The organism is Streptomyces sp. NPDC050549 (genome assembly GCF_040655035.1).
In the GTDB taxonomy this organism is placed as follows: Bacteria; Actinomycetota; Actinomycetes; order Streptomycetales; family Streptomycetaceae; genus Streptomyces.
This window is the reverse complement of the sequence record NZ_JBFAJD010000004.1, coordinates 34,149-57,860: the sequence shown is the minus strand read 5'-3', so window position 1 is coordinate 57,860 and position 23,712 is coordinate 34,149. Positions and strand designations below refer to the sequence as shown.

Annotated in this window: 23 protein-coding genes; 12 read left to right on the top strand and 11 right to left on the bottom strand. The window is 70.9% G+C overall.

Annotated features, from left to right (window positions below; all coding sequences use genetic code 11):
- Positions 1-23: 23 nt before the first annotated feature.
- From AB0I51_RS08110 to AB0I51_RS08100, 3 genes are read left to right on the top strand one after another with little or no spacing between them, the layout of a single operon-like run.
- Positions 24-890, top strand: a complete 867-nt coding sequence (locus AB0I51_RS08110) for a hypothetical protein (protein ID WP_362972615.1) — start codon at positions 24-26, stop codon at positions 888-890.
- Positions 887-2,008 carry a hypothetical protein gene (locus AB0I51_RS08105; RefSeq protein WP_362972613.1) on the top strand — a complete coding sequence of 374 codons (1,122 nt, stop codon included), beginning with the start codon at positions 887-889 and terminating at the stop codon, positions 2,006-2,008. The genes AB0I51_RS08110 and AB0I51_RS08105 overlap by 4 nt, the downstream gene beginning before the upstream one ends.
- Before the next feature lie 59 nt (positions 2,009-2,067).
- Positions 2,068-3,330: a hypothetical protein gene (locus tag AB0I51_RS08100; RefSeq protein WP_362973122.1), complete on the top strand. Its 1,263-nt coding sequence runs from the start codon at positions 2,068-2,070 to the stop codon at positions 3,328-3,330.
- A gap of 633 nt (positions 3,331-3,963) precedes the next feature.
- On the opposite strand, the gene AB0I51_RS08095 is transcribed toward AB0I51_RS08100, so the two are convergent.
- The gene (locus AB0I51_RS08095) at positions 3,964-5,460 is read right to left on the bottom strand and encodes an oligopeptide:H+ symporter (protein ID WP_362973120.1); all 1,497 of its coding nucleotides are present in this window, start codon (positions 5,458-5,460) and stop codon (positions 3,964-3,966) included.
- A gap of 514 nt (positions 5,461-5,974) precedes the next feature.
- Here AB0I51_RS08095 and AB0I51_RS08090 point away from each other — a divergent pair.
- Positions 5,975-6,652 (top strand): response regulator transcription factor, encoded by a 678-nt coding sequence (locus AB0I51_RS08090; RefSeq protein ID WP_174447603.1) that lies wholly within the window; start codon positions 5,975-5,977, stop codon positions 6,650-6,652.
- Positions 6,653-6,658: 6 nt separating this feature from the next.
- A complete protein-coding gene (locus AB0I51_RS08085; protein ID WP_362972611.1) occupies positions 6,659-7,936 on the top strand; it encodes an ATP-binding protein in 1,278 nt (425 codons plus the stop codon).
- An 18-nt stretch (positions 7,937-7,954) separates the two neighbouring features.
- On the opposite strand, the gene AB0I51_RS08080 is transcribed toward AB0I51_RS08085, so the two are convergent.
- Positions 7,955-8,467 carry a GtrA family protein gene (locus AB0I51_RS08080; RefSeq protein ID WP_362972609.1) on the bottom strand — a complete coding sequence of 171 codons (513 nt, stop codon included), beginning with the start codon at positions 8,465-8,467 and terminating at the stop codon, positions 7,955-7,957.
- A 140-nt stretch (positions 8,468-8,607) separates the two neighbouring features.
- Here AB0I51_RS08080 and AB0I51_RS08075 point away from each other — a divergent pair, with 140 nt between their 5' ends.
- From AB0I51_RS08075 to AB0I51_RS08060, 4 genes are all read left to right on the top strand, one after another.
- Positions 8,608-9,819, top strand: a complete 1,212-nt coding sequence (locus AB0I51_RS08075; protein ID WP_362973118.1) for a 5-(carboxyamino)imidazole ribonucleotide synthase — start codon at positions 8,608-8,610, stop codon at positions 9,817-9,819.
- Complete coding sequence (purE, locus tag AB0I51_RS08070; RefSeq protein WP_200682615.1) at positions 9,816-10,358, top strand: 5-(carboxyamino)imidazole ribonucleotide mutase; 543 nt, start codon at positions 9,816-9,818, stop codon at positions 10,356-10,358. Before AB0I51_RS08075 ends, purE begins: the two co-directional genes overlap by 4 nt.
- 5 nt (positions 10,359-10,363) lie before the next feature.
- Positions 10,364-11,542: a dipeptidase gene (locus AB0I51_RS08065; RefSeq protein WP_362972607.1), complete on the top strand. Its 1,179-nt coding sequence runs from the start codon at positions 10,364-10,366 to the stop codon at positions 11,540-11,542.
- A gap of 119 nt (positions 11,543-11,661) precedes the next feature.
- Positions 11,662-12,804 carry a dipeptidase gene (locus AB0I51_RS08060; protein ID WP_362972605.1) on the top strand — a complete coding sequence of 381 codons (1,143 nt, stop codon included), beginning with the start codon at positions 11,662-11,664 and terminating at the stop codon, positions 12,802-12,804.
- Between the two features lie 10 nt (positions 12,805-12,814).
- On the opposite strand, the gene AB0I51_RS08055 is transcribed toward AB0I51_RS08060, so the two are convergent.
- Both AB0I51_RS08055 and AB0I51_RS08050 read right to left on the bottom strand, forming a co-directional pair.
- A complete protein-coding gene (locus tag AB0I51_RS08055) occupies positions 12,815-13,198 on the bottom strand; it encodes a VOC family protein (protein ID WP_362972603.1) in 384 nt (127 codons plus the stop codon).
- Positions 13,199-13,222: 24 nt separating this feature from the next.
- Positions 13,223-13,582 carry a VOC family protein gene (locus AB0I51_RS08050; RefSeq protein ID WP_362972601.1) on the bottom strand — a complete coding sequence of 120 codons (360 nt, stop codon included), beginning with the start codon at positions 13,580-13,582 and terminating at the stop codon, positions 13,223-13,225.
- Between the two features lie 84 nt (positions 13,583-13,666).
- Here AB0I51_RS08050 and AB0I51_RS08045 point away from each other — a divergent pair, with 84 nt between their 5' ends.
- Complete coding sequence (locus tag AB0I51_RS08045) at positions 13,667-14,185, top strand: CGNR zinc finger domain-containing protein (protein WP_362972599.1); 519 nt, start codon at positions 13,667-13,669, stop codon at positions 14,183-14,185.
- Here the strand turns inward: AB0I51_RS08045 and AB0I51_RS08040 are convergent.
- From AB0I51_RS08040 to AB0I51_RS08015, 6 genes are all read right to left on the bottom strand, one after another.
- The gene (locus AB0I51_RS08040) at positions 14,182-14,910 is read right to left on the bottom strand and encodes a plastocyanin/azurin family copper-binding protein (RefSeq protein ID WP_362972597.1); all 729 of its coding nucleotides are present in this window, start codon (positions 14,908-14,910) and stop codon (positions 14,182-14,184) included. The two genes, AB0I51_RS08045 and AB0I51_RS08040, sit on opposite strands and share 4 nt — an antisense overlap.
- Positions 14,907-15,401, bottom strand: a complete 495-nt coding sequence (locus AB0I51_RS08035; RefSeq protein ID WP_362972595.1) for a hypothetical protein — start codon at positions 15,399-15,401, stop codon at positions 14,907-14,909. Before AB0I51_RS08035 ends, AB0I51_RS08040 begins: the two co-directional genes overlap by 4 nt.
- 118 nt (positions 15,402-15,519) lie before the next feature.
- Entirely contained in the window at positions 15,520-16,527 is a 1,008-nt protein-coding gene (locus tag AB0I51_RS08030; protein ID WP_362972593.1) for a plastocyanin/azurin family copper-binding protein, read from the bottom strand.
- A gap of 27 nt (positions 16,528-16,554) precedes the next feature.
- Positions 16,555-17,886, bottom strand: coding sequence for a CopD family protein (locus AB0I51_RS08025; RefSeq protein ID WP_362972591.1), 1,332 nt, complete (start codon positions 17,884-17,886; stop codon positions 16,555-16,557).
- Complete coding sequence (locus tag AB0I51_RS08020; protein WP_362972589.1) at positions 17,883-18,536, bottom strand: hypothetical protein; 654 nt, start codon at positions 18,534-18,536, stop codon at positions 17,883-17,885. The genes AB0I51_RS08025 and AB0I51_RS08020 overlap by 4 nt, the downstream gene beginning before the upstream one ends.
- A gap of 481 nt (positions 18,537-19,017) precedes the next feature.
- Entirely contained in the window at positions 19,018-20,361 is a 1,344-nt protein-coding gene (locus tag AB0I51_RS08015; protein WP_362972585.1) for a UDP-glucose/GDP-mannose dehydrogenase family protein, read from the bottom strand.
- Positions 20,362-20,539: 178 nt separating this feature from the next.
- On the opposite strand from AB0I51_RS08015, the gene AB0I51_RS08010 reads away from it, so the two are divergent.
- Positions 20,540-21,697, top strand: coding sequence for an acyl-CoA dehydrogenase (locus AB0I51_RS08010; RefSeq protein ID WP_362972583.1), 1,158 nt, complete (start codon positions 20,540-20,542; stop codon positions 21,695-21,697).
- Positions 21,698-21,757: 60 nt separating this feature from the next.
- Here AB0I51_RS08010 and AB0I51_RS08005 read toward each other — a convergent pair whose 3' ends face one another.
- Positions 21,758-23,050 carry an LCP family protein gene (locus AB0I51_RS08005; RefSeq protein WP_362972581.1) on the bottom strand — a complete coding sequence of 431 codons (1,293 nt, stop codon included), beginning with the start codon at positions 23,048-23,050 and terminating at the stop codon, positions 21,758-21,760.
- Positions 23,051-23,170: 120 nt separating this feature from the next.
- Between AB0I51_RS08005 and AB0I51_RS08000 the strand changes: the two genes are divergently transcribed.
- The gene (locus tag AB0I51_RS08000; protein ID WP_362972579.1) at positions 23,171-23,695 is read left to right on the top strand and encodes an acyl-CoA thioesterase; all 525 of its coding nucleotides are present in this window, start codon (positions 23,171-23,173) and stop codon (positions 23,693-23,695) included.
- Positions 23,696-23,712 lie beyond the last annotated feature (17 nt).

Below are 23,712 nucleotides of genomic sequence, written 5' to 3'. Positions count from 1 at the left end.
GCACGTCCGCCGTGGAGCCGCCCATGCTGTCGACCGCCCGCGTCCTGCGCCTGTCCCGCCTTCCCAGTCTGTCCCTCCTCGCCCTCCTGGCGGCCGCGCCGACCGCGACGGCCGCCGAGGGATGGTCCCTCGCGCCCGCGGGCGGCGGACGCCCGGCCTGCTACGCCGAGGGCGAGCCCGGTACGACCCTCCAGGACACGGTGTCCGTGACCAACCCCACCACCCGGCCGGTCACCGTACGGCTGCGCGGCACGGGCGTGCCGATCACCCTCGCCGCCACGGCGGTTCGCGTACCCGCCCGTACCCGGGCCGACATCCCGTTCACGGTGAACGTCCCCGCGACCGCCGCACCCGGCGACCGCACCGGCGCGATCGCGGCCCGCGACACCGACGGCCGGGAGGCGACGGTACGACTCCAACTCCACGTCAACGGCCCGAAGTTGTCCGCCCTGTCCGTCGAACACCTCGTGGTCCACGGCGACCGCATCACCTACGACCTGGTCAACCGCGGCACCACACCTCTCACCCCGAGCCTCGCCGTCCACGCCACCGGCGTCCTCGGTACCCACCTCGACCGCGCGCCGCGCACCCTCCCCGTCCAACTCCCGCCCGGCCGCCGCCTGAAGCTCACCGAACCCTGGCACCACCCCGCCCTCGACGCGGTCGACATCCGCCTCACGGCCACGGCACCGGGCGGCGCCCACGACACGGCGCAGACGTCGGCACGCTTCGTGTCATGGGGCGCGGTGGCGGGGGCCGGGGGTGCGCTGACGGCCGCGGGCGCGCTGTTTCTCGTACGACTACGACGTCGGTGGCGCCGTGGGCACAACGACGGTCGGACGGCCGAACCCCCGCGTACGGAAGCCGAGTTGACGGGAGCGGTGATGTGAGCGGCAAGGTGCGGATCTCGGCGGTGGTGGCGGTGGTCGCGCTGCTTCTGCTGCCGTTGGCGGGGGCGACGCCCGTCGCGGCGGCCGACGGACCGAAGGTGACGCTCTCCAAGTCGCAGGCGGGGAGCGGCGGTTCGATCACCGTCTCCGGCAGCGGCTGGCGGACGCACGCCCTGCTGATGGTGCTGATCTGCGGGCAGGCCACGCCCGCGCGCGGGGTGATCGGCGGCACCAACTCCTGTGCCAACGCGGACGGCCGGGCCGTCACGACCGACGCCAAGGGTGTCTTCAGCAAGAAACTGCCGGTGTCCGAGCCGCCGGTGCCGTGCCCGTGCGTGGTGCACGTGGCGACGGTGACGGGTGCGAGCGCGTCGGCGGACGCGGTCTTCCAGGTGGCGGGCCACGCGGTCGAACCGCTCCCCGCAGAGCCTGCCACCGGGCGGTTGTCGGTCCTCTCCGACACCCGGCTGGACGGTTCGAGCGGGCTGCTGACCTGGTTCGGGGCACCGCCGTCCCGCACGCTGGTCTTCACCGTCGGCAATGCCGGCTCGTCTCCCGTCAAGAACCCGGTGTTCCAAGTCGGCACCTCCCACGGGGTGTTCGCGCCGCAGTGGGACGACCAGCAGTTCAGCGGCACGATCGCGCCCGGCGGCAAAGCGGAGATCAGACTCCCGGTCGAACTGTCGGCCGGGGCGCACGGCGACTACAGCGTCTCCCTGAAGTACGGCGGCCGCGTGCTCGCCGAGGAGCCGTGGGGCGTGGGCCGCCCCTGGGGCGTGACCCTGTTCTGGATCCTGCTCTGCGTGGTCGTACCGGCGGCGGTGTTCCGCGTCGGCATGGCCGTGGTGGACCGGATACGGCCGCGCAAGGCGGGCCGCAGCAAGGGCCCGGCCCGGCACCGGGGCCTGCGCCTACGGCTGCGACAGGGGTTGCCCGAACAACTCGCCCTGCGCCTGCCGAAGTCCGGCACGGCCGCACCACCGCACACCACCCCCGTGGCCTCGACCCTGCCGTGGTTCACCCCGGACTCCGATCCGGGCACGGCCGGCCGGCTCTCCGCACCGCACGACGACAGTCCGACGAGTCCAACGACTCCCACCAGGAAGGGACTTCAGTGAGAAAGCGAAGGAGAGTCATACCGGCCGGCGGACGGAGGGCGGGTGCGGCGGCCGCCGCGATGATCCTCGGCGGCGCGGGCGTCCTGCTCGGCATGAGCGCCGGGTCCGCGCAGGCCGCCGAGGTGTCCTACGCCACCCACTGCGTGCCGCCCGCGGGCATCGACCCGGTCGACGGCACCACCAAGGTCGAGATCACCGCGCCCGCCACGGCACACGTCGGCGACACGGTCGACGTCGTGTGGAAGTTCACGCAGGCCGCGTCCAAGAACCCCGACATCATCGACCTGCCCGCCAACTCCGTTCAGCCGTCCGGGACTTTGAAGGCGGGAGGCGCGCAGACCGCCAATATCGCGATGCTTGGTCCGCGCGAGAATCCGGCGATCCCCAAGGGCGGCGCGATGACGCTGTCCGACATGAAGGGCACCCTGAAACTGACGACGGCCGGCGAGGTGACGCTGACACCGGACGCGTACACGGTCAACGCGTTCGGGACGGACACCAAGTGCGCGCCGACGGTGACGGTACCGACGTCGGCGACGATCGATGTGACGGCGGGGGACGGCAGTTCGCCGAGCACGTCACCGACCCCGACGGACTCGACGTCGGCGTCGGAGTCCGCGTCCGAATCCGCTTCCCCGTCCGAGTCCGCGTCGAGCAGCCCCAGCGACTCGACGTCTGCGAGCCCGAGCGATGGCACCGGCCAGACGGACTTCACCGGCAAAGAGGTCTCCGTCCCGTACGCGTGCAAGACGCCGATCGGTGACAAGAGCGCGACCTCGCCCGTGCAGATCAACGCCAAGAAGAACGGCGGGAGTTACGACCTCACCGTGCAGTTCAACGGCTCCGTGATGGACAGCCCCGCCGACATCCCGGCGAACTCCGTCAGCCCCTCGATGGAGGTGGTCCTCGGCGGCGCCGACAAGGGCACCGTCCACGTGGAGGGACCGACGAACTCCTCGGCCATCAAGTCCGGCGACCCGATCGAGATCCCCGACCTGACAGGCACGTACAAGCCGGGCGCGAGCGGTACGTCGACGCTGGCTCCCGGGGTCCTGACGGTCAAGGCCCTCGGCACGACGACGACCTGCACCCCGACCAAGTCCGAGGTCTCCCTGACGCTGGACACCACGGAGCAGGCGAGCGGCGCGTCGGGCAGCACGTCGTCATCCGGTGGTACGTCGACGTCGACCTCGGGCGGCCTGGCGGAGACGGGATCCGACAGTCACGGGGGTCTCAAGGCGCTCGGCCTGGTCTCCGGGACGGCGATCCTGTTGGGTGTGGCGGTGTTCACGTTCCTGCCGGGGCGGAGGCGACTGCGGTAGACAAGTGCCGTTGGGCCACTCGCTTCTTTGGCAGTGTCGGGCTTCCGCGGACCGAGTAAAGGGTGCTGCGCTGCGCTCCGCGTCGGCTTCACCGATGGCCCTGCGGGTCACCCTTGACTAGGTCCGCTCCAACCCGGTTGAGAAGCGAGCGAGCGGCCGGGAGGAGTGGGGGGCCGAGGTGTGTCGGTCCCTTGCGTGTCCTGCGTTGTGGGCCAGCGGTAGGAGAGGCGCGTCCGCGTTTCGTCGGCACGCCGGGCCGGCTCGGCGGCCACCCGCCGGTGGTGGGGGGAGGGGCGAGACCTGGGGGGTGGGGTGGGCCGTCAAAGAATCCACTCCCTCGCCGTTGGCCGCTGAGCCGACGCGACGCGGACGCGCTTCCGCTCCGCTGGTTGCGGACGCAGCCGACGTGAGGGGTTGGCGGACCTGGGCCCCCATTCCTCCGGGCCGCTCGCTCGCTTCTCAACCGGGCTGGAGTGGAGCGAGTCAAGGGTGGAGCGCAGCGGAATCGCCGCAGCCGACGCGACCGCAGGGAGCGCCCTTTACTCGGTCCGTGGAAACCCGACACTGGCAAAGAAGCGAGTGGCCCACCAGCACCATCAAAACACCGGCAACACGAACGCCGGCGTCAGCGCGTCAGTGCACATCCCCCATGAGCTCCCGCACCTTCTTCCGGTACATCCACACCGCCGCACCAGCAAGCACCGCAAGAACTGCCTGCAACGCGACAACGCCCGTCTTGTTCAGGTCCACTCCGGCGATCGACAGCAGACCAGTCGTCGCGTCGCCCGCCGTGACCGCGAGGAACCAGACGCCCATCATCTGGGAGGCGTACTTGGCCGGAGCCATCTTCGTGGTGACGGAGAGGCCGACGGGGGAGAGGGTCAGTTCGCCGACCGTCTGGACGAAGTAGATCGCCACGAGCCACATCGCCGCCGCCTTGTGACCGCCGTCGGCGATCGCGAGCGGGGCCAGGAAGAGGAAGAAGGACGCGCCGATGAGGATCAGGCCCATCGCGAACTTCGTCGCCGTGCTCGGCTCCTTGCCGCGGCGGGCCAGGGCCAGCCAGGCCCAGGCGAAGACCGGGGCCAGCGCCATGATCATGACCGGGTTGACCGACTGGTACCAGGAGACCGGGAAGTCCCAGCCGAAGATGGTGTTCTTCGCCGAGGAGTCGGCGAACAGGGACACCGTCGAGCCGCCCTGGTCGTAGATCATCCAGAACACGGCCGCGGCGACGAAGAACCAGATGTACGCCGACATTTTCGACTGGTCGGCACGGTCGAGGTCCTTGTCGCGCTTGATGCGGGCGATGACCACGACCGGGATGAGCAGACCGGCGACGGTGATGGGGACCAGCAGCCAGTTCAGCGTGTAGTGGCCGGAGAAGCCGACGACCGCGTAGAAGACCACGGCGACGGCCGCCCACAGCGCCGACTTGCGCAGCGTGGCCGCCTTCTCCTCGGCGGACAGCGGGGTGGGGACGACACTGGAGCGCGAGCTCAGGTGTCGCGTGCCGAGCAGGTACTGGGCGAGGCCAAGGGCCATGCCGACCGCGGCGAGGGCGAAGCCGAAGTGCCAGTTGACGTTCTCGCCGACGGTACCGATGACCAGCGGCGCGGCGAACGCACCGAGGTTGATGCCGATGTAGAAGAGCGTGAAGCCGCCGTCACGGCGCGGGTCGTCCGGGCCCTCGTAGAGGTGGCCGACCATCGTGGAGATGTTGGCCTTCAGGAGACCGGAGCCGATCGCCACGAGGCCGAGGCCCGCGAAGAACGTGCCCGAGGACGGGAGGGCCAGGGTGAGGTGGCCGAGCATGATGATCACGCCCGCGACGGCGACCGTCTTGCGGGGGCCGAGGACACGGTCCGCGAACCAGCCGCCGGGGAGGGCGAGCAGGTACACGAGCGACAGGTACACCGAGTAGATCGCGGTCGCGGTGGCCGCGCTCATGTGCAGGCCGCCCGGTGCCACCAGGTACAGCGGGAGCAGAGCCTTCATGCCGTAGTAGGAGAACCGCTCCCACATCTCGGTCATGAAGAGTGTGGCCAGTCCGCGGGGGTGGCCGAAGAAGGTCTTCTCGGAACCGGGGGTGCCCGGAGTCACCGAGTCCTTCGTCAGGCTGGACGCCATGGTCGTTCCTTGCTGGTTCGGGACGCGCGTGCAGGAGCGGGAGCGCGCCCGGTGGGGGGCGGCCGGCACCGGCGGGATCGGCACGTCCGTCCCCACGCCCTCGGGGAGTCCGCCCCGGGTCACGGGACGGTGGACGGCGACCGCCGGGATCCACGCCCGGCGCGTACTGCGCTCGGGCCCGGCCACAGGTCATTCCTTTCAAGGCTGGCGACAGCCAGCCCGCACACAAAAGAGACCTTCAGCAGTAAACGATCGCCAAAGGTCCCCGGTGGTGCTACAGGCGTTCAGGTCACCATACGGCAGGACACCGCCGGAAATGGAAGGACTTGAGACATCGATCACAGGGTGAAATGGAACCATGGTCGGCTTTTCGAAGGTGGATACAAGGATGGCATCCCACAGACACAGGTTCGGACCGGAATCTTCACCGTCGCGAATCCGACTTGACCCAAGGTAAGAATCACTCGTGGCGATCACACCTCGACCGCTGTCCGAGGCGGACTACCATCACCTCATGACCCGTGTACTGCTCGCCGAGGACGACGCGTCCATCTCGGAGCCGCTGGCCCGCGCTTTGCGACGGGAAGGTTACGAGGTCGAGGTGCGCGAGGACGGACCGACAGCGCTCGATGCCGGCATCCAGGGCGGCATCGACCTGTGTGTCCTGGACCTGGGCCTGCCCGGCATGGACGGCCTGGAAGTGGCCCGCCGACTGCGCGCCGAGGGCCACACCGTCCCGATCCTCATCCTGACCGCGCGCGCCGACGAGGTGGACACCGTCGTGGGCCTCGACGCGGGCGCCGACGACTACGTCACCAAACCCTTCCGGCTCGCCGAACTGCTCGCCCGTGTCCGGGCCCTGCTGCGGCGCGGCGCCGCCGAGCCCGCGCAGCCGCCCGCCACGCACGGTGTCCGGATCGACGTCGAGTCGCACCGCGCGTGGATGGGCGACGAGGAACTCCAGCTCACCGCCAAGGAGTTCGACCTGCTGCGGGTGCTTGTGCGGGACGCGGGCCGGGTCGTCACCCGTGACCAGTTGATGCGCGAGGTCTGGGACACCACGTGGTGGTCGTCCACCAAGACCCTCGACATGCACATCTCCTGGCTGCGCAAGAAGCTCGGCGACGACGCGGCCAACCCCCGGTACATCGCCACCGTGCGTGGTGTGGGTTTCCGCTTCGAGAAGAGCTAGCAGCCCGTGCGCCGTCGGCTCATCCAGTCCACGCTCGCCGTGGTGCTCGTGGTCATCGCCGTGTTCGGTGTCTCCCTTGTCATCGTCGAGACGCGCACGATCAGCAACAGCGCCCAGGAACGCGTGGACTCCGAGGCGCTCCGGCTGGCCAGCATCGTGGACAGCCGGATCCTCGGCGCGGAGATCGTCGACTCGGAGGTGCTGCGCACTCAGGTCACCGAGGATCGCTACGCCGTGATCCACATCCCCGGCGACCCGGTGATCGAGGTCGGCACCAAACCGACGGGTGACGTCATCCACTCCACCGCCAAGGGCGAGGAGGGCGAGACGGTCACCGTGGTGGAGCCGCGCTCGAACGTCACCCGCGAGGTCGGGCGGACGCTGCTCATCATCGGTGCGGTGGCGCTGCTCGCCGTCGTGGCCGCCGTACTGCTCGCGGTACGGCAGGCCAACCGGCTCGCCTCGCCGCTCACCGACCTCGCGGAGACCGCCGAGCGGCTCGGTTCCGGCGACCCGCGGCCCCGGCACAAGCGGTACAGCGTCCCGGAGCTGGACCGGGTCGCCGACGTCCTCGACTCCTCCGCCGAGCGCATCGCCCGCATGCTCACCGCCGAGCGCAGGCTCGCCGCCGACGCCTCGCACCAGCTGCGTACGCCGCTGACCGCGCTGTCCATGCGTCTTGAGGAGATCACCCTCACCGACGACCCGGACACGGTGAAGGAGGAGGCGACGATCGCGCTCACGCAGGTCGAGCGGCTCACCGACGTCGTGGAGCGGCTGCTGACCAACGCGCGCGACCCCCGTACCGGCTCCGCCGTCTCCTTCGACCTAGACGAGGTCATCCAGCAGCAGCTCGCCGAGTGGCGTCCCGCCTACCGCAGCTCCGGCCGCGCGATCGTCAGCTCCGGCAAACGGCATCTGCAGGCCGTCGGCACCCCGGGCGCGGTCGCCCAGGTGCTGGCCGCGCTGATCGAGAACTCCCTGATGCACGGCGGCGGTACGGTCGCCCTGCGCACCCGGGTCACCGGCAACCAGGCCGTCGTAGAGGTCACCGACGAAGGCCCGGGAGTCCCGACCGATCTCGGTGCGCGGATCTTCGAGCGGACGATCAGCGGCCGCAACTCCACGGGGATCGGCCTGGCGGTCGCCCGTGACCTCGCGGAGGCGGACGGCGGCCGGCTGGAGATGCTGCAGGCGCAGCCGCCGGTGTTCGGCCTGTTCCTGTCGCGCACGCCGCCGACGAAGCGGCTGCCGGCGGACGAGGAAGAGCCCACCGTCCGCTGAGGCGCAGGAGCGGGCCGTTCAGCTCACGCGCTGTTTGGGGCGGGACAGCGACTGCGGCTCGGACGGCTTAGGAAAAGCGTCGGCCTCCACGACCGGTTCCTCGGCCGGCAGCGCCTTGAACACCCAGCTGCGGTACGACCAGAAGCGGAACAGCGTCGCGATGCCGATGCCGAGCACCTTGAAGATGTTGCGCTGCAGCGAGCTGTCCCAGCCGAAGCCGTAGATCGCCGCGAACAGGACGCCGTTCTCGATCACCAGGCCGACCAGGCTGAACGCCAGGAACAGGGTGAGTTCCTTGGTGCGGGCGCTCTTGTCGCGGTCACGGTAGGTGAAGTAGCGGAAGCCGATGTAGTTGCACCCGATGGCGACAACCGTCGCGATCACATTGGCGCGCACGGCCTGCAGGCTGGTCAGATGCCACAGCAGGTTGGAGACCGCGAAGTTCACCACGGTGCCCACCACGCCCACCGCGCCGAACTTGGCGACCTCGCGCGCGAGCCGTTTGAAAGGCCCTTCGGAACCACGTTCCATGGGTGTGCAGGCCCCTGTCATCTCGGATGTCGTCGCGGATTCGTCGACCCAGCCATGCTAACCATCGCTTTCCCCCACCGCCCGTGAAGCCGCTCACAGGTCGGGAAGAGACCCGGAAAAGAACGGTAAGAGGGAGGGAAATCGGGCCCCCGTGGCGTGACCGATACCCTGGGGGAGTGACGTTCCCGGTAGTCGGCATGGTCGGCGGGGGGCAGCTCGCTCGTATGACACACGAGGCGGGCATCCCGCTCGGCATCAAATTCAAGCTTCTGAGTGACACCCCTCAGGATTCCGCGGCGCAGGTCGTCGGCGATGTCGTCGTCGGCGACTACCGCGACCTCGACACGCTGCGTGACTTCGCGCGGGGCTGCGACGTGATCACCTTCGATCACGAACACGTACCCACGGAGCATCTGCGCGCCCTGGAGGCGGACGGCATCCCCGTGCGCCCGGGCCCGGACGCGCTCGTGCACGCCCAGGACAAGGGCGTGATGCGCGCGAAGCTCGTCGAGATCGGTGTGCCGTGCCCGAGGCACCGCATCGTGAGCGACCCGGCGGACGTGGTCGCGTTCGCGGCGGAGGGTGGGGGCACCTCCCGGTCGAGCGGAGCCGAGAGTGGGGGAGGCTTTCCGGTCGTCCTCAAGACGGTCCGCGGCGGCTACGACGGCAAGGGCGTGTGGGTCGTCGAGTCGGCGGAGGAGGCGGCCGACCCCTTCCGCGCGGGCGTGCCCGTGCTCGCGGAGGAGAAGGTCGACTTCGTACGGGAGCTGGCGGCGAACGTCGTACGCTCCCCGCACGGCCAGGCCGTCGCCTACCCGGTCGTCGAGTCCCAGCAGGTGAACGGCGTCTGCGACACGGTCATCGCGCCCGCCCCCGACCTCGACGAGTCCCTCGCCCTCCAGGCGGAGGAGATGGCGCTGCGCATCGCCAAGGAACTCGGTGTCGTCGGCCATCTCGCCGTCGAACTGTTCCAGACCGGCGACGGCCGCATCCTCGTCAACGAACTCGCCATGCGCCCGCACAACTCCGGTCACTGGACCCAGGACGGCGCGGTCACCAGCCAGTTCGCCAACCACGTCCGCGCGGTCCTCGACCTCCCGCTGGGCGATCCCCGCGCCCGCGCCCCCTGGACCGTCATGTGCAACGTCCTGGGCGGCGACTACCCGGACATGTACTCCGCGTACCTGCACTGCATGGCCCGCGACCCCCAGCTGAAGATCCACATGTACGGCAAGGACGTGAAGCCCGGCCGCAAGGTGGGCCACGTCAACACCCACGGCACCGACCTGGCCGACGTCCTGGACCGCGCCCGCCACGCAGCCGGCTATCTGAGAGGCACGATCACCGAATGAGCCCCGTCGCAGGACCCGTCGTAGGAATCGTCATGGGGTCGGACTCCGACTGGCCCGTCATGGAGGCCGCCGCGAAGGCGCTCGACGAGTTCGAGATCGGCTACGAGGTCGACGTCGTCTCCGCGCACCGCATGCCCCGCGAGATGATCACGTATGGCGAGCAGGCCGACGGCCGCGGCCTCAAGGTGATCATCGCGGGCGCGGGCGGCGCCGCCCACCTGCCCGGGATGCTCGCCTCGGTGACTCCGCTGCCGGTGATCGGTGTCCCCGTACCGCTGAAGTACCTGGACGGCATGGACTCGCTGCTCTCCATCGTGCAGATGCCGGCCGGTGTCCCCGTCGCCACCGTCTCGGTCGCCGGCGCGCGCAACGCGGGACTGCTCGCGGCCCGCATCCTGGCCACCCACGACGAGGAACTCCTCGTCCGGATGCGGGAGTTCCAGCAGGAGCTGAACGACCAGGCCACCGAGAAGGGCAAGCGGCTGCGCGCCAAGGTCGAGAGCGGCTCCGGCGGCAGCGGCTTCGGCTTCGGGAAGTGACGGCCATGACGTCGCTGGACCAGGCCCGGGAGCTGCTCCGCGAGTTCCCGGTCGTCGACGGGCACAACGACCTGCCCTGGGCGCTGCGCAAGCAGGTCGGCTACGACCTCGACGCCCGCGACATCGCTGTACACCAGAACGCGCATCTGCACACCGACCTCCCGCGGCTGCGCGAGGGCGGTGTCGGTGCGCAGTACTGGTCGGTGTACGTCCGCTCGGACCTGCCCGACCCGGTGCCGATGACGCTGGAACAGATCGACTGCGTACGGCAGTTGCTGGCCCGCTATCCGCAGGAGCTGGCGCCCGCGCTGACCGCCGCGGACATGGAAGCGGCGCGTGCGGAGGGCCGTATCGCCTCCCTCATGGGTGCGGAGGGCGGGCACTCGATCGCGGGCTCCCTCGGCACGCTAAGGGGGTTGTACGCCCTCGGAGTGCGCTACATGACGCTCACCCACAACGACAACGTGGCGTGGGCGGACTCGGCGACGGACGAACCGGGGGTCGGCGGGCTGTCGGCGTTCGGCCGGGAGGTCGTGCGGGAGATGAACCGCGAGGGCATGCTCGTCGACCTCTCGCACGTGGCGGCCACGACGATGCGCGACGCGCTGGACACGTCGACGGCCCCGGTGATCTTCTCCCACTCCTCCTCCCGGGCCGTCTGTGATCACCCGCGCAACATCCCCGACGACGTGCTGGAGCGGCTGCCCGCCAACGGCGGCATGGCGATGGTGACGTTCGTGCCGAAGTTCGTGCTCCAGGCCGCCGTGGACTGGACGGCCGCCGCCGACGACAACATGCGCGCGCACGGCCTGCACCACCTGGAGACCACCGCCGAGGCGATGAAGGTGCACCGCGCCTTCGAGGAGCACCACCCGCGCCCGGTCGCCACCGTCTCCACGGTCGCCGACCACCTCGACCACATGCGGGAGGTCGCGGGCGTCGACCACCTCGGCATCGGCGGCGACTACGACGGCACGGCCTTCACCCCCGACGGTCTGAACGACGTCTCCGGCTACCCGAACCTGATCGCGGAACTGCTCGACCGCGGCTGGTCCAAGCCCGACCTGGCCAAACTGACCTGGCAGAACGCGGTACGGGTACTGGGCGCGGCGGAGGACGTGGCGCGGGACGTCCAGGCGACGCGGGGGCCGTCGAACGCGACGATCGAGTCGCTGGACGGCTGACCGGCGCGGCGCGGGAGCGCCGGTTCCCGCGCCGTACCCCGAACGCCCCGCCCACCAGGAAGCACCCACGTCAGCGTGCGACGGTGACCGTACTGCCGTAACGACGTACGGAGCCCGCCATGGCCGACCTCCAGGACCACCTGCACGCGACGACCGAGGTCGGCGAGCTCGACGACTTGGTCCACGAGCCCTTTCCCGCCGGGCCCTTCCCGCCGGACAGCGCGGAACAGTACGACCCCGTCTCCGACCCGGCCGCGGCCCCGCTGGAGCGCGCGCACGCCATCCTCGCCGCGCACCCCGTCGCCGACGGCTACAGCGGGCTGCCGTGGGCGCTGCGGCATCTGCCGTGGTTCGACCTGGAGCTGGGGGAGAGTTCCGTGGACACCGATGTGCCGCGGCTGCGCGAGGGGCATGTCGGGGCGCTGTTCTGGTCGCTGCACCTGCCCGAGGGACTGGCCGGGGACCGGGCGGTCGGCGCCACCCTGGAGCAGTTGGACCTGGTGAACACGGTGGTCCGCGCCCACCCCGAGGGACTGCGCCTGGCGTACACCGCGGGGCAGACCACCGACGTGCGCAACTGCGGCCGTGTCGCCGTGCTGCTCGGCCCCGCCGGAGCCCCCGCGCTCGGCGACTCGCTCGGCATCCTGCGCTCGCTGCACGCGCTGGGGCTGCGGGTTCTCACGCTGTCCGGGGTGTCCTGGGCGAGCGAGGCGGGGCTGACCCGGTTCGGCGAGGAGGTCGTGCGGGAGATGAACCGGCTCGGCGTGCTCGCCGACCTCTCCGGCGCCTCCGAGGAGACGATCCGCCGCGCGCTCGCGGCCTCGAAGGCGCCGGTGCTGTTCACCCGCTCCGCCGCCCGCACCCTGCGCCCGCACCCGGCGAACCTCTCCGACGCACTTCTCGCCGCGGTCGGCGCCGCCAAGGGCCTGTGCATGGTGCCGCTCACCGCCGAGCAGACCGGCCCGTCCGTCCGGGACGTCGCCGACCACCTCGACCACGTCCGCCGGGTCGCGGGCCCCGAGTCCGTCGCCCTGTCCGGCACCTACGACGCCGGCACCGCCCACCCGCAGGACCTCGCCGACGCCTCCTGCTACCCGAACCTCTTCGCCGAGCTCCTCCACCGCGGCTGGGCCGAGCCCGATCTCGCCCTGCTCAGCTGGGGCAACGTCCAACGCGTCCTGCGCAGCGCCGACTTCACGGCCCGCGCCGCACAGCAGCGGCGCGAGCCGTCGACGGCGAAGATCGCCGAGCTGGACGGGTAGCGCACAGGACCTACGGGTGGTCGATCCGGCAGAGGCAGAAGGGATGCCCTGCCGGATCGGCGTACACCCGGAAGTCCTCCTTGTCCTGCCGCTCCAACAGCCGCGCGCCGAGCGCCAGTACGGCCTTCTCCGCCGCCTCGATCTCCTCCCACGTCGACCCGGCGTCGAAGTCGAGGTGGAACTGCTGCGGCCGGTCCGCGCTCGGCCACTCCGGTGGGACGTACACCTCCACCCGCTGGAAGGCGATCCGCGGCCCGTCCGGGATGTCGAGTACGACCCACTCCTCGTCGGCTGCGCGGGGTGTGCCGCCCAGGACGCCGGCGTAGAACCCGGCGAGGGCGAGTGGGTCCGGGCAGTCGATCACGGTGGATCGGAAACGTGCGACGGCGGCCATGGTGATCTCCCTGGTGTCGTGGTGTCAGCAGGCGCAGAGGCAGAACGGGTGCCCCGCCGGGTCGGCGTACACCCGCCAGGCGCGTGAGCGGTCGTCGGTGTCCAGCGGCTTCGCGCCCAGTGCCAGGACGCCCGTCTCGGCCGCGTCCAGGTCCTCGACGGTCAGGTCGAGGTGGAACTGCTGCGAGTCGGCGGGCGCCGGCCACCTCGGCGGTACGTGCCCCGGCGCCTCCTGGAACGCCAGCGACTGTCCGCCGGGGACCTTCAGGTCCACCCAGTCGCCCTCTCCGTCGGCGGTGCCGCCCAGGATCTCGGCGTAGAACGCGGCGAGCGCACGCGGGTCGGGACAGTCCATGACGACGGTGCCGAGCTTGGCGATGGCCATGACGAACTCCTCCTAGTTACCTGTATGTGCCGTGAACCGGTAACGGTTACTGCATGCTCCCGCATTGGAGGTAACGTCGCAAGCATGAGTGAGAGAGTTCCCGCGCCCGGCGAGCTGGCCCTGATCGAGGCCCTGGTCAACACGCTGGACATCGAGTCGGGCACCGACGCACTCGACACGGAGGACGGCCGGGCCCGCTTCGCACTCGCGGAGGGGGAAGTGCCGCACGCCCGTGAACTCCGCGAGTCCCTGCGGGCCACGCTGCTCGCCCACGCGGGCCACCCCGCGCACCGCGCGAGCACCCCGCTCGGCGAACTCCTCGCGCGGGCCCCGCTGTTGGTCGCCATCGACGCCCACGACGGCTCCGCGCACCTCACCCCCGTCGAGGCGCAGCCCCTCCTCTCCAGGGTCGCGGCGGCGATCGCCCAGGCCGTCCTCGCGGGCACCTGGCCCCGCCTCAAGGCGTGCGAGGCGCCCACCTGCCACTGGGCCTACTACGACCGCAGCCCGGCCGGCCGGGGCCGCTGGTGCTCGATGGCGGTGTGCGGGGCGCGCGCGAAGATGCGGACGTACCGCGCCCGGCAGGCCGGAGAACCGTCCTAGCTCCTAGCCTCGTCCCCGCCGTCCGCCTGTGCGGCCCGCGACCCCACCAGCAGCAGGCACACGACGGCGACTCCGGCCACCAGCCCGGCCAGCACCAGCAGCGGATCCAGCGGACGGGACGTCGACGCGGTCTGCTGGACCTGTGCAGCCTGTGGCGCGGTCGTCGCGGGTGCCGGTGTGGCCGCCGCGGTCGGCATCGACATCGCGTGGGACGGGGACGAGGAGTGCGCGGGTGTCCTCGCCGCGACCGTCCGGCCCGGCACGGTGGCGTGTTGCTGCCCGGAACCGGACGACCCGGCCGATCCGGCCGACCCGGACGAACCCGACGAGCCGCCGTGCTCGTGCGCCGGGGCCGCCGCCGACGTCGCCGGGGCCGCCGCCTTCACCACCAACTGGGCCGTCATGCCCGGGTGGACGGTGCAGACATAGCCGTAGGAGCCCGCCGTGCCGAACGTGAAGCTCCAGCTCCCGCCCCTGCTCAGCATGGGGGAGTGGATCGCGACCGGACCCGAGGTCGTCTTCACGTCGTGCGGTGCGGTGTCCTCGTTGGTCCAGGTCACCGTCGTGCCTGCCGTGATCGTCAGCGCCGCCGGCGAGAAGGCGTACCCCTTCATCACCACGTGGTACGACGCGGCCGACGCCTGTCCGGCGGGCAGCACCAGCAGACCGAGAAGGGCGAGTACGGCGGCCGCGGCGCCCGGCACCGCCCGCCCCGCCGCCCTCACGCGAACTCCGCGGCGACCAGCAGCCGCAGCCGCGTGGCGGGACGGCCGGCCCGGAAACCCGTGGCCCGCCGCAGCAGCCGGTACGGCAGCCGGGCCGTACCCACCACGAGCAGCCGGTCGTCCGCGTGCTCGACGACGCGCAGCCGCAGCAGTACGGGGAAGGCGGTCCCGTCGATGTCGAGGTCACCGGTGAGCTGCAGCCGGCGACCCCCGGCGAGCGGCTCCACGCGCTCGGAGGTGAGCCGGGCCGAGAGCCGCGGATCGTCGAACTCGAAGCGGAACAAGGGGTGTTCGGAGGATTCGGGAACCGCGAGGGACGCCCCGGTGAGGGCGATGCGGCGGCGCAGCGTGGGCAACGGGCCGTACCAGCAGGTGAGCTCGACGAGCGAGCGGCCGGGCGCCACCGGGTAGTCGCCGGGCAGCGGCAGGCGACGGGTGCCGGTGTGCGACTCCGGTGGGGGCGGGACAGTGGGGAGAGTGACGGTTGTCATCCAGGTCTCCTGTGAAAGCGGTTCCGGAGTGGTGGTGAACACGTGGAGAATGGGCGGGCGCCGGTCCGGCCGACTGAGCCTCGGCCGGACCGGCGTCCTTGTCGTGTCGCGGACCGCGTCAGCAGTTGCCGGTGACGAAGTCCTCGGTGGGCGTGAGCAGTTGCTCGGCCCAGACCGTGTGCATCTTCACGTAGCCGTCGACGTCGAGCAGATCGGTGACCTGCTGCCCGAGCGACTCCTCCAGGTGTGCCTTGTTGATGTGGTTGAGCAGCACGCTGAGCGTGCTGTCGAGCACCGTGCCGCCGCCCTCGGTGACGGGCTTGAGGATCGTCTCGACCCACACCGTGTGCATCTTGATGTAGGAGTCGAGGGCGAGCGCGTCCTGCACCTGCTCACCCGGAGACCGTTCCAGGTGCGCCGAGTCGATGTGCTGGAGGATCGGCAGGAGCACGTCCTGGACGCTGGTGCACTGGGTGCTGCCACCGTCGGACCCGGTCGGCGTGGCGGTGGGGGCGGTGGTCGCCGTGTCGGTGGGCATGGGCATGCCGGTCGGAGTGGCCGTCGGGGTGGCCGTGGGCGTGCCGGTCGGGGTCGCCGTCGGGGTGGCCGTGGGTGTCGTACCGCCGCCCGTGCCGCCGCCGTCGTCCGCGACGACCTTCACCGAGGACACCATGTCCGGGTGTACGGCGCAGTAGTACTCGTACGTCCCGGCCTTGGTGAACGTGTACGACCACGAGTCGCCCTGGTTCAGGGTGCCGGAGTCGAACTTCACCGGGGCCTTCGTGGTGGTGACCGTGTGCGGCGCGGTGTCGTGGTTGGTCCACCGGACGGTCTGGCCGACCTTGACGACGAGCTGCTTGCCGTCGCCGAACTCGTAGTTCGTGATGTCGACCTGGTAGTCCGGTTTGGCAGCCGCCGCGGGCTGCACCTCGGCCGCCGCGGCTGCGGGCGCCTGAGCCGCGCCCGCTGCCGCCGTGTCCGAGGTTCCGCTGGAGCCGGAGGCCGCCTGCAGGAGCCCCAGGCTGAGCACGGCCGCGAGGGCCGCGCCGAGTCCGGCGACCAGCAGGGCCCGGTTGCCGGCCGGTGAGCGGCGCCGCCGGTCACCGGTCTCTTCAGTGCGTTTCAAAACAACTCCTTTGTTCCATGGGGGAGTTCAGCGGCCGGGGTCGGCCGTGACCAGCAGACTCGTCACGGCGAGCACGACGAGGACGAGCCCCGTCTCCGCCGCGACCGAGTAACCGAAGGGCCGCACGGTGGCGGCGTCGCCGCGCAGCAGCACGGCGAGATCGAGGCGGGTGCGCGTCCACTGGCGGCTGCACCAGGCGGCGGCCAGGACGACGGCGAGGACGCCCGTCTTGAGGAGCAGCAAGTGCCCGTACGAGGTGTGCAGCAGGGCGTCGTAGGACCCCACGATCTGCCAGGCGAGCACCAGACCGGCGGCCACGATCGCCGTCACGCTCACGGCGGCCAGTTTCGAGTAGCCGGGCACCACGGCCGCCAGCTCACCGGGCTCGCGGCGCGGCAGCACGGCCACCGTGAGCATGGTCAGCCCGCCGATCCAGAGCGAGACGCCGAGCAGGTGGACGAGGTCGGCGACGGCGCCCCAAGTGGGCTCGGTGCCCTCGGAGTTGTGACCCGCCATGCCGGTGGCCCGCAGCAGCCCGAGGGCCACCGCGCCGGCCCCGACCCGCCAGCCGGGCGAACGTGCGGTCCGCGCACCGCCCTGCAGCAGCGCGGCCAGCACCACGGCCGCGAGCACCCACAACAGGCCCCGGGCGGCGAGCGCGAGACCGGGCTCGGTGATGAGGACGTCGGCGTACGTCGCCGGGCGCAGCGCGTCCCGCAGACCGCCGAGCGCGGCGTACGCGCCCTGCAGGCCGAGGCTCGCCACGGTCGACGCCAGCCCGCACGTCCAGGCGAGACCGAGCAGCACCCGCGCCCGCCGCTCGCCCGCGCCGCGCGGCCACAGCAGGGCGACGAAGGCGAGGCCGCCCACGAACAGGGCCAGCGACAGATATCCGGTCCAGCGGGCGGCGACGAGGCCCTTGCGCACCCAGGGGGCGGGTGCGGGAGCGGCCGTGGCCTCGCCGCCGCGGTCCTGGGCGGTCCGCGTACCGATGTCGAAGGTCAGCCGCCCGGAGGTGGCGTGGCCGTCCTCCTCGTCGATGACGGACCAGGTGACCGCGAGGGCGTCCCCGCTCGCGCGGGGGAGCGCGACCCGCACCGTGGCACTGCCCCTGCCCGGAATCCGGGTCACGGGCAGCCGGTCGCCGTCCGGGGTCATGACGCGTATGTCGGCCGGGTCGACGGCCTCGTCGAAGACGAGGATGAGGTCGTCGGGAGCCTTCTCCAGCCTGGCGCCGCTCTTCGGCGTGGAACGGACCAGCTCGGTGTGGGCGGCGGCGGGGGTGGTGGTGAGGAGCCCGAGAAGGACGGCGGAGAGCAGGACCGGGAGGGCGCGGCGGACGGTCGTCGCGGTCGTCATGGGGTGGCCTCCGGCGACGGGGACGCGGACGAGGACGCGGAGGAAGCCGGTGCCGCCGTGGCGCCCAACAGGCCGTCCAGCGGGGCGAGTCCGACGCACGGTGAGGGCTGCGCGGTGGGCTCTTCGGCGTCCGCGCCGTCGAGGACGCCGAAGAGGGACTGGGTGAGTCCGGTCAGGAGCGGCGCTACGACGCGCACCTCGCCGTCCTCGCAGCCGCTGCCGACGGCGGGCGGCGCCGTGGTCGAGGAGCCCGACGGGGAGGGGGTGGGGGACGGGGAGGCGGGGGTCGGCGTGGGCCCGTAGGTGGGCGAGGTGCCGTGGTCGTGCCCGGTGCCGGTCTGTCCGGTGCCGAGGCCGGTGCCGAGCCCCGTGTCCGTGCCGGTTCCGCCGGTCACCGGGAACACCCCGGTGCCGCCCGGGACCTGGGCCTGCGTACCGCCCGGGGCGGAGTCGGCCGGAGCCGATCCGGCGGCCGGTGGTGCGGTGGCGGCGGGAGGCGTGGCGGCGGGCGCGGCGGCCTCGCCGGAGGCCGCGGGGGCGCCGATGCCCGACGCGTAGCCGAGCACGATCACCACGGCTCCGACCAGCGCGCCCGCGACCAGCTCGTCGCGGTGATCTCTCGGCCACTCCGCCCGGCGGAACAAGGGCATGATGAGACACTCCTGGCATGCTCAGGTCAATCCGACCGCGGAATGCGGCGGACGCGACTCAGTGCAGTGGAGTGCGGATTCCCCGCGACTACGGGCCAGTTAACCGCCTGTTGCCTGGCTCTCTTTCGGGTGCGGCCCGACTGTGAGACCGGGCGACATCGACGTTATTCCGCGCAATGCGACTGTGAAGAAAGCGCGCAGGGGGCAGCCCGATTCCCACACATTACTCGAATTGAATTCGAACTCGGCGCGGGAATTCCCGGAAATGGCATATGCCAATTCGGGTGCGTGCCGTGCAAGGGCGGTCAAGCCTCAGGACGCCTCAGGCTGCCCAGCCCGGGCCCCGGGCCCCCGGCCTCGGGCAGGGCCGGCGGCACGGCATCAACACGTACGGCCGCCCCCGTCCCGGAATTCCGGTGGGCCGCAGGGGAATTACCCGCCAAGTACCCCTCGGCCCCAAGACCCCTCCGCTCCGGACTCGTTATGCGGTGGGCCGACCCATCGCCCGGTAAGTCCAACCGGCCTTCCGCCACAGCTCCGGGTCGAGCGCATTCCGCCCGTCGAGAATGAGCCGGGCCCGCACGCCTTCACCGAGTTCGGCCGGGTCCAGCTCCCGGAACTCCCGCCACTCCGTCAGGTGCAGGACGACATCGGCGCCGCGCACGGCCTCCACGGCGGTGTCGGCGTAGCCGAGCGTCGGGAACAGCCGCAGCGCGTTGTCCATGCCCTTCGGGTCGTAGACCGTGACCTGGCCGCCCTGGAGGTGGATCTGGCCGGCGACGTTCAGCGCGGGGGAGTCGCGTACGTCGTCCGAGTCGGGCTTGAAGGTCGCGCCGAGCACGGCGACCCGCTTGCCCAGGAAGGAGCCGCCGCCGAGCGCCTCGCGCGTCATCTCCACCATCTGCCCGCGCCGCCGCATGTTGATGGAGTCGATCTCGCGCAGGAAGGTCAGCGCCTGGTCGGCGCCCAGTTCACCGGCGCGGGCCATGAACGCCCGGATGTCCTTGGGCAGGCAGCCCCCACCGAAGCCGATCCCGGCCCGCAGGAACTTCTTCCCGATCCGCTCGTCGTGCCCGATCGCCTCGGCCAGCTTCACCACATCGCCGTCCGCGGCCTCGCAGACCTCGGCCATCGCGTTGATGAAGGAGATCTTCGTGGCGAGGAAGGAGTTCGCGGCCGTCTTCACCAGCTCGGCGGTCGGGAAGTCGGTCACCACGAACGGCGACCCGGCCCCGATCGGCACCGCGTAGACCTCGCGCAGCAGCCTCTCGGCCCGCTCGCTCCGCACGCCGACCACGATCCGGTCCGGACGCAGGGTGTCCTCGACCGCGAGCCCCTCGCGCAGGAACTCCGGGTTCCAGGCCAGCTCGGCGTCCGCGCCGGCGGGGGCGTGCTCGGCGAGATAGGCGGCCAGCCGGTCCGCCGAGCCGACCGGCACGGTGGACTTGCCGACGACGAGCGCGGGGCGGGTGAGGTGTGGGGCGAGCAGTTCGAAGGCCCGGTCGACGAACGACATGTCGCAGGCGTACTCGCCGTGCTTCTGCGGGGTGTTCGTGCACATGAAGTGGACGTCGCCGAACTCCGCGACCTCGGCCCAGTCCATGGTGAAGCGCAGCCGCCCGCTGGAGCCCTCGATCCCGGCGACATGCTTGCGCAGCAGCTCCTCCAGCCCCGGTTCGTACATCGGGACCTCGCCCCGCTGGAGCATCGCGATCTTCTCGGGCACGACGTCCAGCCCCAGCACCTCGAAGCCCAGCTCGGCCATGGCCGCGGCATGCGTGGCGCCCAGGTAGCCGGTGCCGATCACGGTGATCTTGAGGGCCATGAGTGCTCCAGAAGGGGTACGGGTGCGATGCGCGCCCGAGCATAGTCGGAGGTCCTGACGGGCAACTTTCCCCCTGTCGCCAAGCTCACGTATCACTCCCGTGGGCGGGCCCCTAAAATTTGGGTTACTTAACAGTAATTAGCACCGTCATCACAGCGTCCTTGGAGCGTGAGAGACCTTGGCCGGATCGGCTGACTTCGACCTGTACCGCCCGTCAGAGGAGCACGACATGCTCCGCGACGCGATCCGCTCACTGGCCGAGGCGAAGATCGCGCCGTACGCCGCAGCGGTGGACGAGGAGTCCCGCTTCCCGCAGGAGGCGCTCGACGCCCTGGTGGCGAACGACCTGCACGCCGTCCACGTACCCGAGGAGTACGGCGGCGCGGGCGCGGACGCGCTGGCCACAGTGATCGTGATCGAGGAGGTGGCCCGCGTCTGCGCGTCCTCCTCCCTCATCCCCGCGGTGAACAAGCTGGGCTCGCTCCCGGTGATCCTCTCGGGCTCCGAGGACCTGAAGAAGAGGTACATGACCCCGCTCGCCAAGGGCGACGCGATGTTCTCGTACGCCCTCTCCGAGCCGGACGCGGGCTCGGACGCGGCCGGCATGAAGACGAAGGCGGTCCGCGACGGCGACCACTACATCCTCAACGGCGTGAAGCGCTGGATCACCAACGCGGGCGTCTCCGAGTACTACACGGTGATGGCGGTGACGGACCCCGAGAAGCGCTCCAAGGGCATCAGCGCCTTCGTCGTCGAGAAGTCCGACGAGGGCGTCTCCTTCGGCGCCCCGGAGAAGAAGCTCGGCATCAAGGGCTCCCCGACCCGCGAGGTCTACCTCGACAACGTCCGCATCCCGGCCGACCGCATGATCGGCGCCGAGGGCACCGGCTTCGCCACCGCGATGAAGACCCTGGACCACACCCGCATCACCATCGCGGCCCAGGCCCTCGGCATCGCACAGGGCGCCCTCGACTACGCCAAGGGCTACGTCAAGGAGCGCAAGCAGTTCGGCAAGCCGATCGCCGACTTCCAGGGCATCCAGTTCATGCTGGCCGACATGGCCATGAAGATCGAGGCCGCCCGCGCCCTGACGTACCAGGCGGCTGCCGCCTCGGAACGCGGCGACAAGAACCTCACCTTCCAGGGCGCGGCGGCCAAGTGCTTCGCCTCGGACGTCGCGATGGAGGTCACCGTCGACGCGGTCCAGCTCCTCGGCGGCTACGGCTACACCCGTGACTACCCGGTGGAACGCATGATGCGCGACGCGAAGATCACGCAAATATACGAAGGAACGAACCAGGTCCAGCGCATCGTGATGGCGCGCAACCTGCCGTAACGGCGAATGCGGAAGGGGCCCTTGGTGGACAAGGGCCCCTTCCGCATGTCACCGGTCGCGTCAGTTGCCCGAGACCGTCACCTTCTGGTCGTTGTTCAGCTCGTTGACCAGCGTCTTGACCTTCGCCTTGTCCCAGACGAGGTTGCCGCCGACGGAGCCCGAGATCGGCATGTTCATCGAGGTGCCGTCGCCGCCGCTGACGCCCTTCATCGCCCAGAACATGGACGCCAGGTCCCAGAGCGACATGTCCTTGTCGACGGACAGGGAGTCCAGGCCCGCGCCGAGCGTGGGGTAGAGCTTGAAGGGGTTCAGGAGGGTCCCGGGCGTCGCCACCTGGTGGGCGAGGGCCGACAGGAACTTCTGCTGGTTCTTCGTGCGCTGCAGGTCGGAGGCGGCGAACGCGTGCCGGGTGCGGACGAAGGCCAGCGCCTCCTCGCCGTTCAGCGTCTGCTTGCCCGCCTTGAAGTTCGCGCCCGAGTACGAGTCCTTGAAGCCCTTGTCGATGGTGAGCGTGACACCGCCGACCGCGTCCACGATGTCCGCGAAGCCGTTGAAGCCGATCTCGACGTAGTGGTCGATGTGCAGGCCCATGTTGTACTCGACGGTGCGGACGAGGAGCGTCGGACCGTCCTCCGCGTACGCCGCGTTGAGCTTCGTCTGGCGGCCCGTGTTCTGGTACGTCTTGCCCGAGGTGGATCCCACGTACGACGGGATCGTGACGTTCGAGTCGCGCGGCAGCGAGATCAGGGTGTCGCCGCTGTCGCCCACGTGCAGGATCATCATCGAGTCCGTGCGCTTGCCCGCGGCGGAGCCGGTGTGCAGCTTCTTCTTCTCGGCGGCGGTCAGCCCCTCGCGGCTGTCGGACCCGACGATCAGGTAGTTCGTGCCGTCGCCGCCCGCCGGCCGGTCGATGACCTTCGACAGGTCGACGTCGCGGTTCAGCTTGGAGTCGGCCCAGAAGTAGGTGCCGACCGTGGTCACGACGAGCACGGTGACCACGGTGATCGCGGTCCACTTGATCCGGCGGCGCCAGTTCGGCGCGCGCCGCGGACCCCGTCCGCCGTCCGGCCCGGCCGGTCCGCCGGACCCGCCGCCGTAGACCTGGCCGGTGTTGTAGCCGTCGTACCCGTTGTTGTCGTAGCCGCCCTGGCCGTAGCCGTTCTGGCCCTCGTCATAGCCCTGGCCGCCCGTGTACGACGGCTGCGGCGGGACTCCGGCGCCGTACGGCGGGGCCTGCGGGCCGCGTCGTACCTGGCGCATCACGCGTGCGCTCTCCGGCTGTGCGTTCGCGCTACCGCGTCCGTACTCGTTGCCGCGGTTGCCGCCGGACCATCCCTCGGGCCAATCGTTCATGGGGCCCAGTGTGCAGGCAGCGGCCATGTCGTTTACAAGGGTCGTAGGAAAATCAGGGCACTGCTGTTGCGAAGCCAACACAAAGTCCGCAGATGTCCACCCCGGCATAGGGTGGCGTCCATGACAGATCTGCCGGGCAAGCCGACGTCCGCCTCCCGGACCACCCTCAGTCACATCATGACGAACGCCGACACGAACCTGCTGGGGACCGTGCACGGCGGTGTGATCATGAAGTTGGTCGACGACGCGGCGGGCGCGGTCGCCGGGCGGCACAGCGGCGGACCGGCCGTCACCGCGTCCATGGACGAGATGGCGTTCCTGGAACCGGTCCGGGTCGGTGACCTCGTCCATGTGAAGGCGCAGGTCAACTGGACCGGCCGGACCTCGATGGAGGTCGGCGTGCGGGTCCTGGCGGAGCGGTGGAACGAGTCGACCCCGGCCACCCAGGTCGGCTCGGCCTATCTGGTGTTCGCCGCCGTCGACGCCGACGGCAAGCCCCGGCGCGTACCGCCGGTGATCCCGGAGACCGAGCGCGACGAGCGCCGCTGCCAGGAGGCCCAGATCCGCCGCACCCACCGGCTGTCGCGCCGCCGCGCCATCATGGAGCTGCGCGAGAAGCGGGCGGCGGAGGGCCTCGACGACTGAGGCCCCCGCACCGGCGC

Bases quoted from the DNA above. Each gene is read 5' to 3' on its own strand.
- AB0I51_RS08110 (WP_362972615.1), top strand. From the start codon at position 24: ATGCTGTCGACCGCCCGCGTCCTGCGCCTGTCCCGCCTTCCCAGTCTG.
- AB0I51_RS08100 (WP_362973122.1), top strand. From the start codon at position 2,068: ATGATCCTCGGCGGCGCGGGCGTCCTGCTCGGCATGAGCGCCGGGTCC.
- AB0I51_RS08095 (WP_362973120.1), bottom strand. From the start codon at position 5,460: ATGGCGTCCAGCCTGACGAAGGACTCGGTGACTCCGGGCACCCCCGGT.
- AB0I51_RS08090 (WP_174447603.1), top strand. From the start codon at position 5,975: ATGACCCGTGTACTGCTCGCCGAGGACGACGCGTCCATCTCGGAGCCG.
- AB0I51_RS08080 (WP_362972609.1), bottom strand. From the start codon at position 8,467: ATGGAACGTGGTTCCGAAGGGCCTTTCAAACGGCTCGCGCGCGAGGTC.
- purE (WP_200682615.1), top strand. From the start codon at position 9,816: ATGAGCCCCGTCGCAGGACCCGTCGTAGGAATCGTCATGGGGTCGGAC.
- AB0I51_RS08065 (WP_362972607.1), top strand. From the start codon at position 10,364: ATGACGTCGCTGGACCAGGCCCGGGAGCTGCTCCGCGAGTTCCCGGTC.
- AB0I51_RS08060 (WP_362972605.1), top strand. From the start codon at position 11,662: ATGGCCGACCTCCAGGACCACCTGCACGCGACGACCGAGGTCGGCGAG.
- AB0I51_RS08055 (WP_362972603.1), bottom strand. From the start codon at position 13,198: ATGGCCGCCGTCGCACGTTTCCGATCCACCGTGATCGACTGCCCGGAC.
- AB0I51_RS08050 (WP_362972601.1), bottom strand. From the start codon at position 13,582: ATGGCCATCGCCAAGCTCGGCACCGTCGTCATGGACTGTCCCGACCCG.
- AB0I51_RS08045 (WP_362972599.1), top strand. From the start codon at position 13,667: ATGAGTGAGAGAGTTCCCGCGCCCGGCGAGCTGGCCCTGATCGAGGCC.
- AB0I51_RS08035 (WP_362972595.1), bottom strand. From the start codon at position 15,401: ATGACAACCGTCACTCTCCCCACTGTCCCGCCCCCACCGGAGTCGCAC.
- AB0I51_RS08025 (WP_362972591.1), bottom strand. From the start codon at position 17,886: ATGACGACCGCGACGACCGTCCGCCGCGCCCTCCCGGTCCTGCTCTCC.
- AB0I51_RS08020 (WP_362972589.1), bottom strand. From the start codon at position 18,536: ATGCCCTTGTTCCGCCGGGCGGAGTGGCCGAGAGATCACCGCGACGAG.
- AB0I51_RS08015 (WP_362972585.1), bottom strand. From the start codon at position 20,361: ATGGCCCTCAAGATCACCGTGATCGGCACCGGCTACCTGGGCGCCACG.
- AB0I51_RS08005 (WP_362972581.1), bottom strand. From the start codon at position 23,050: ATGAACGATTGGCCCGAGGGATGGTCCGGCGGCAACCGCGGCAACGAG.
- AB0I51_RS08000 (WP_362972579.1), top strand. From the start codon at position 23,171: ATGACAGATCTGCCGGGCAAGCCGACGTCCGCCTCCCGGACCACCCTC.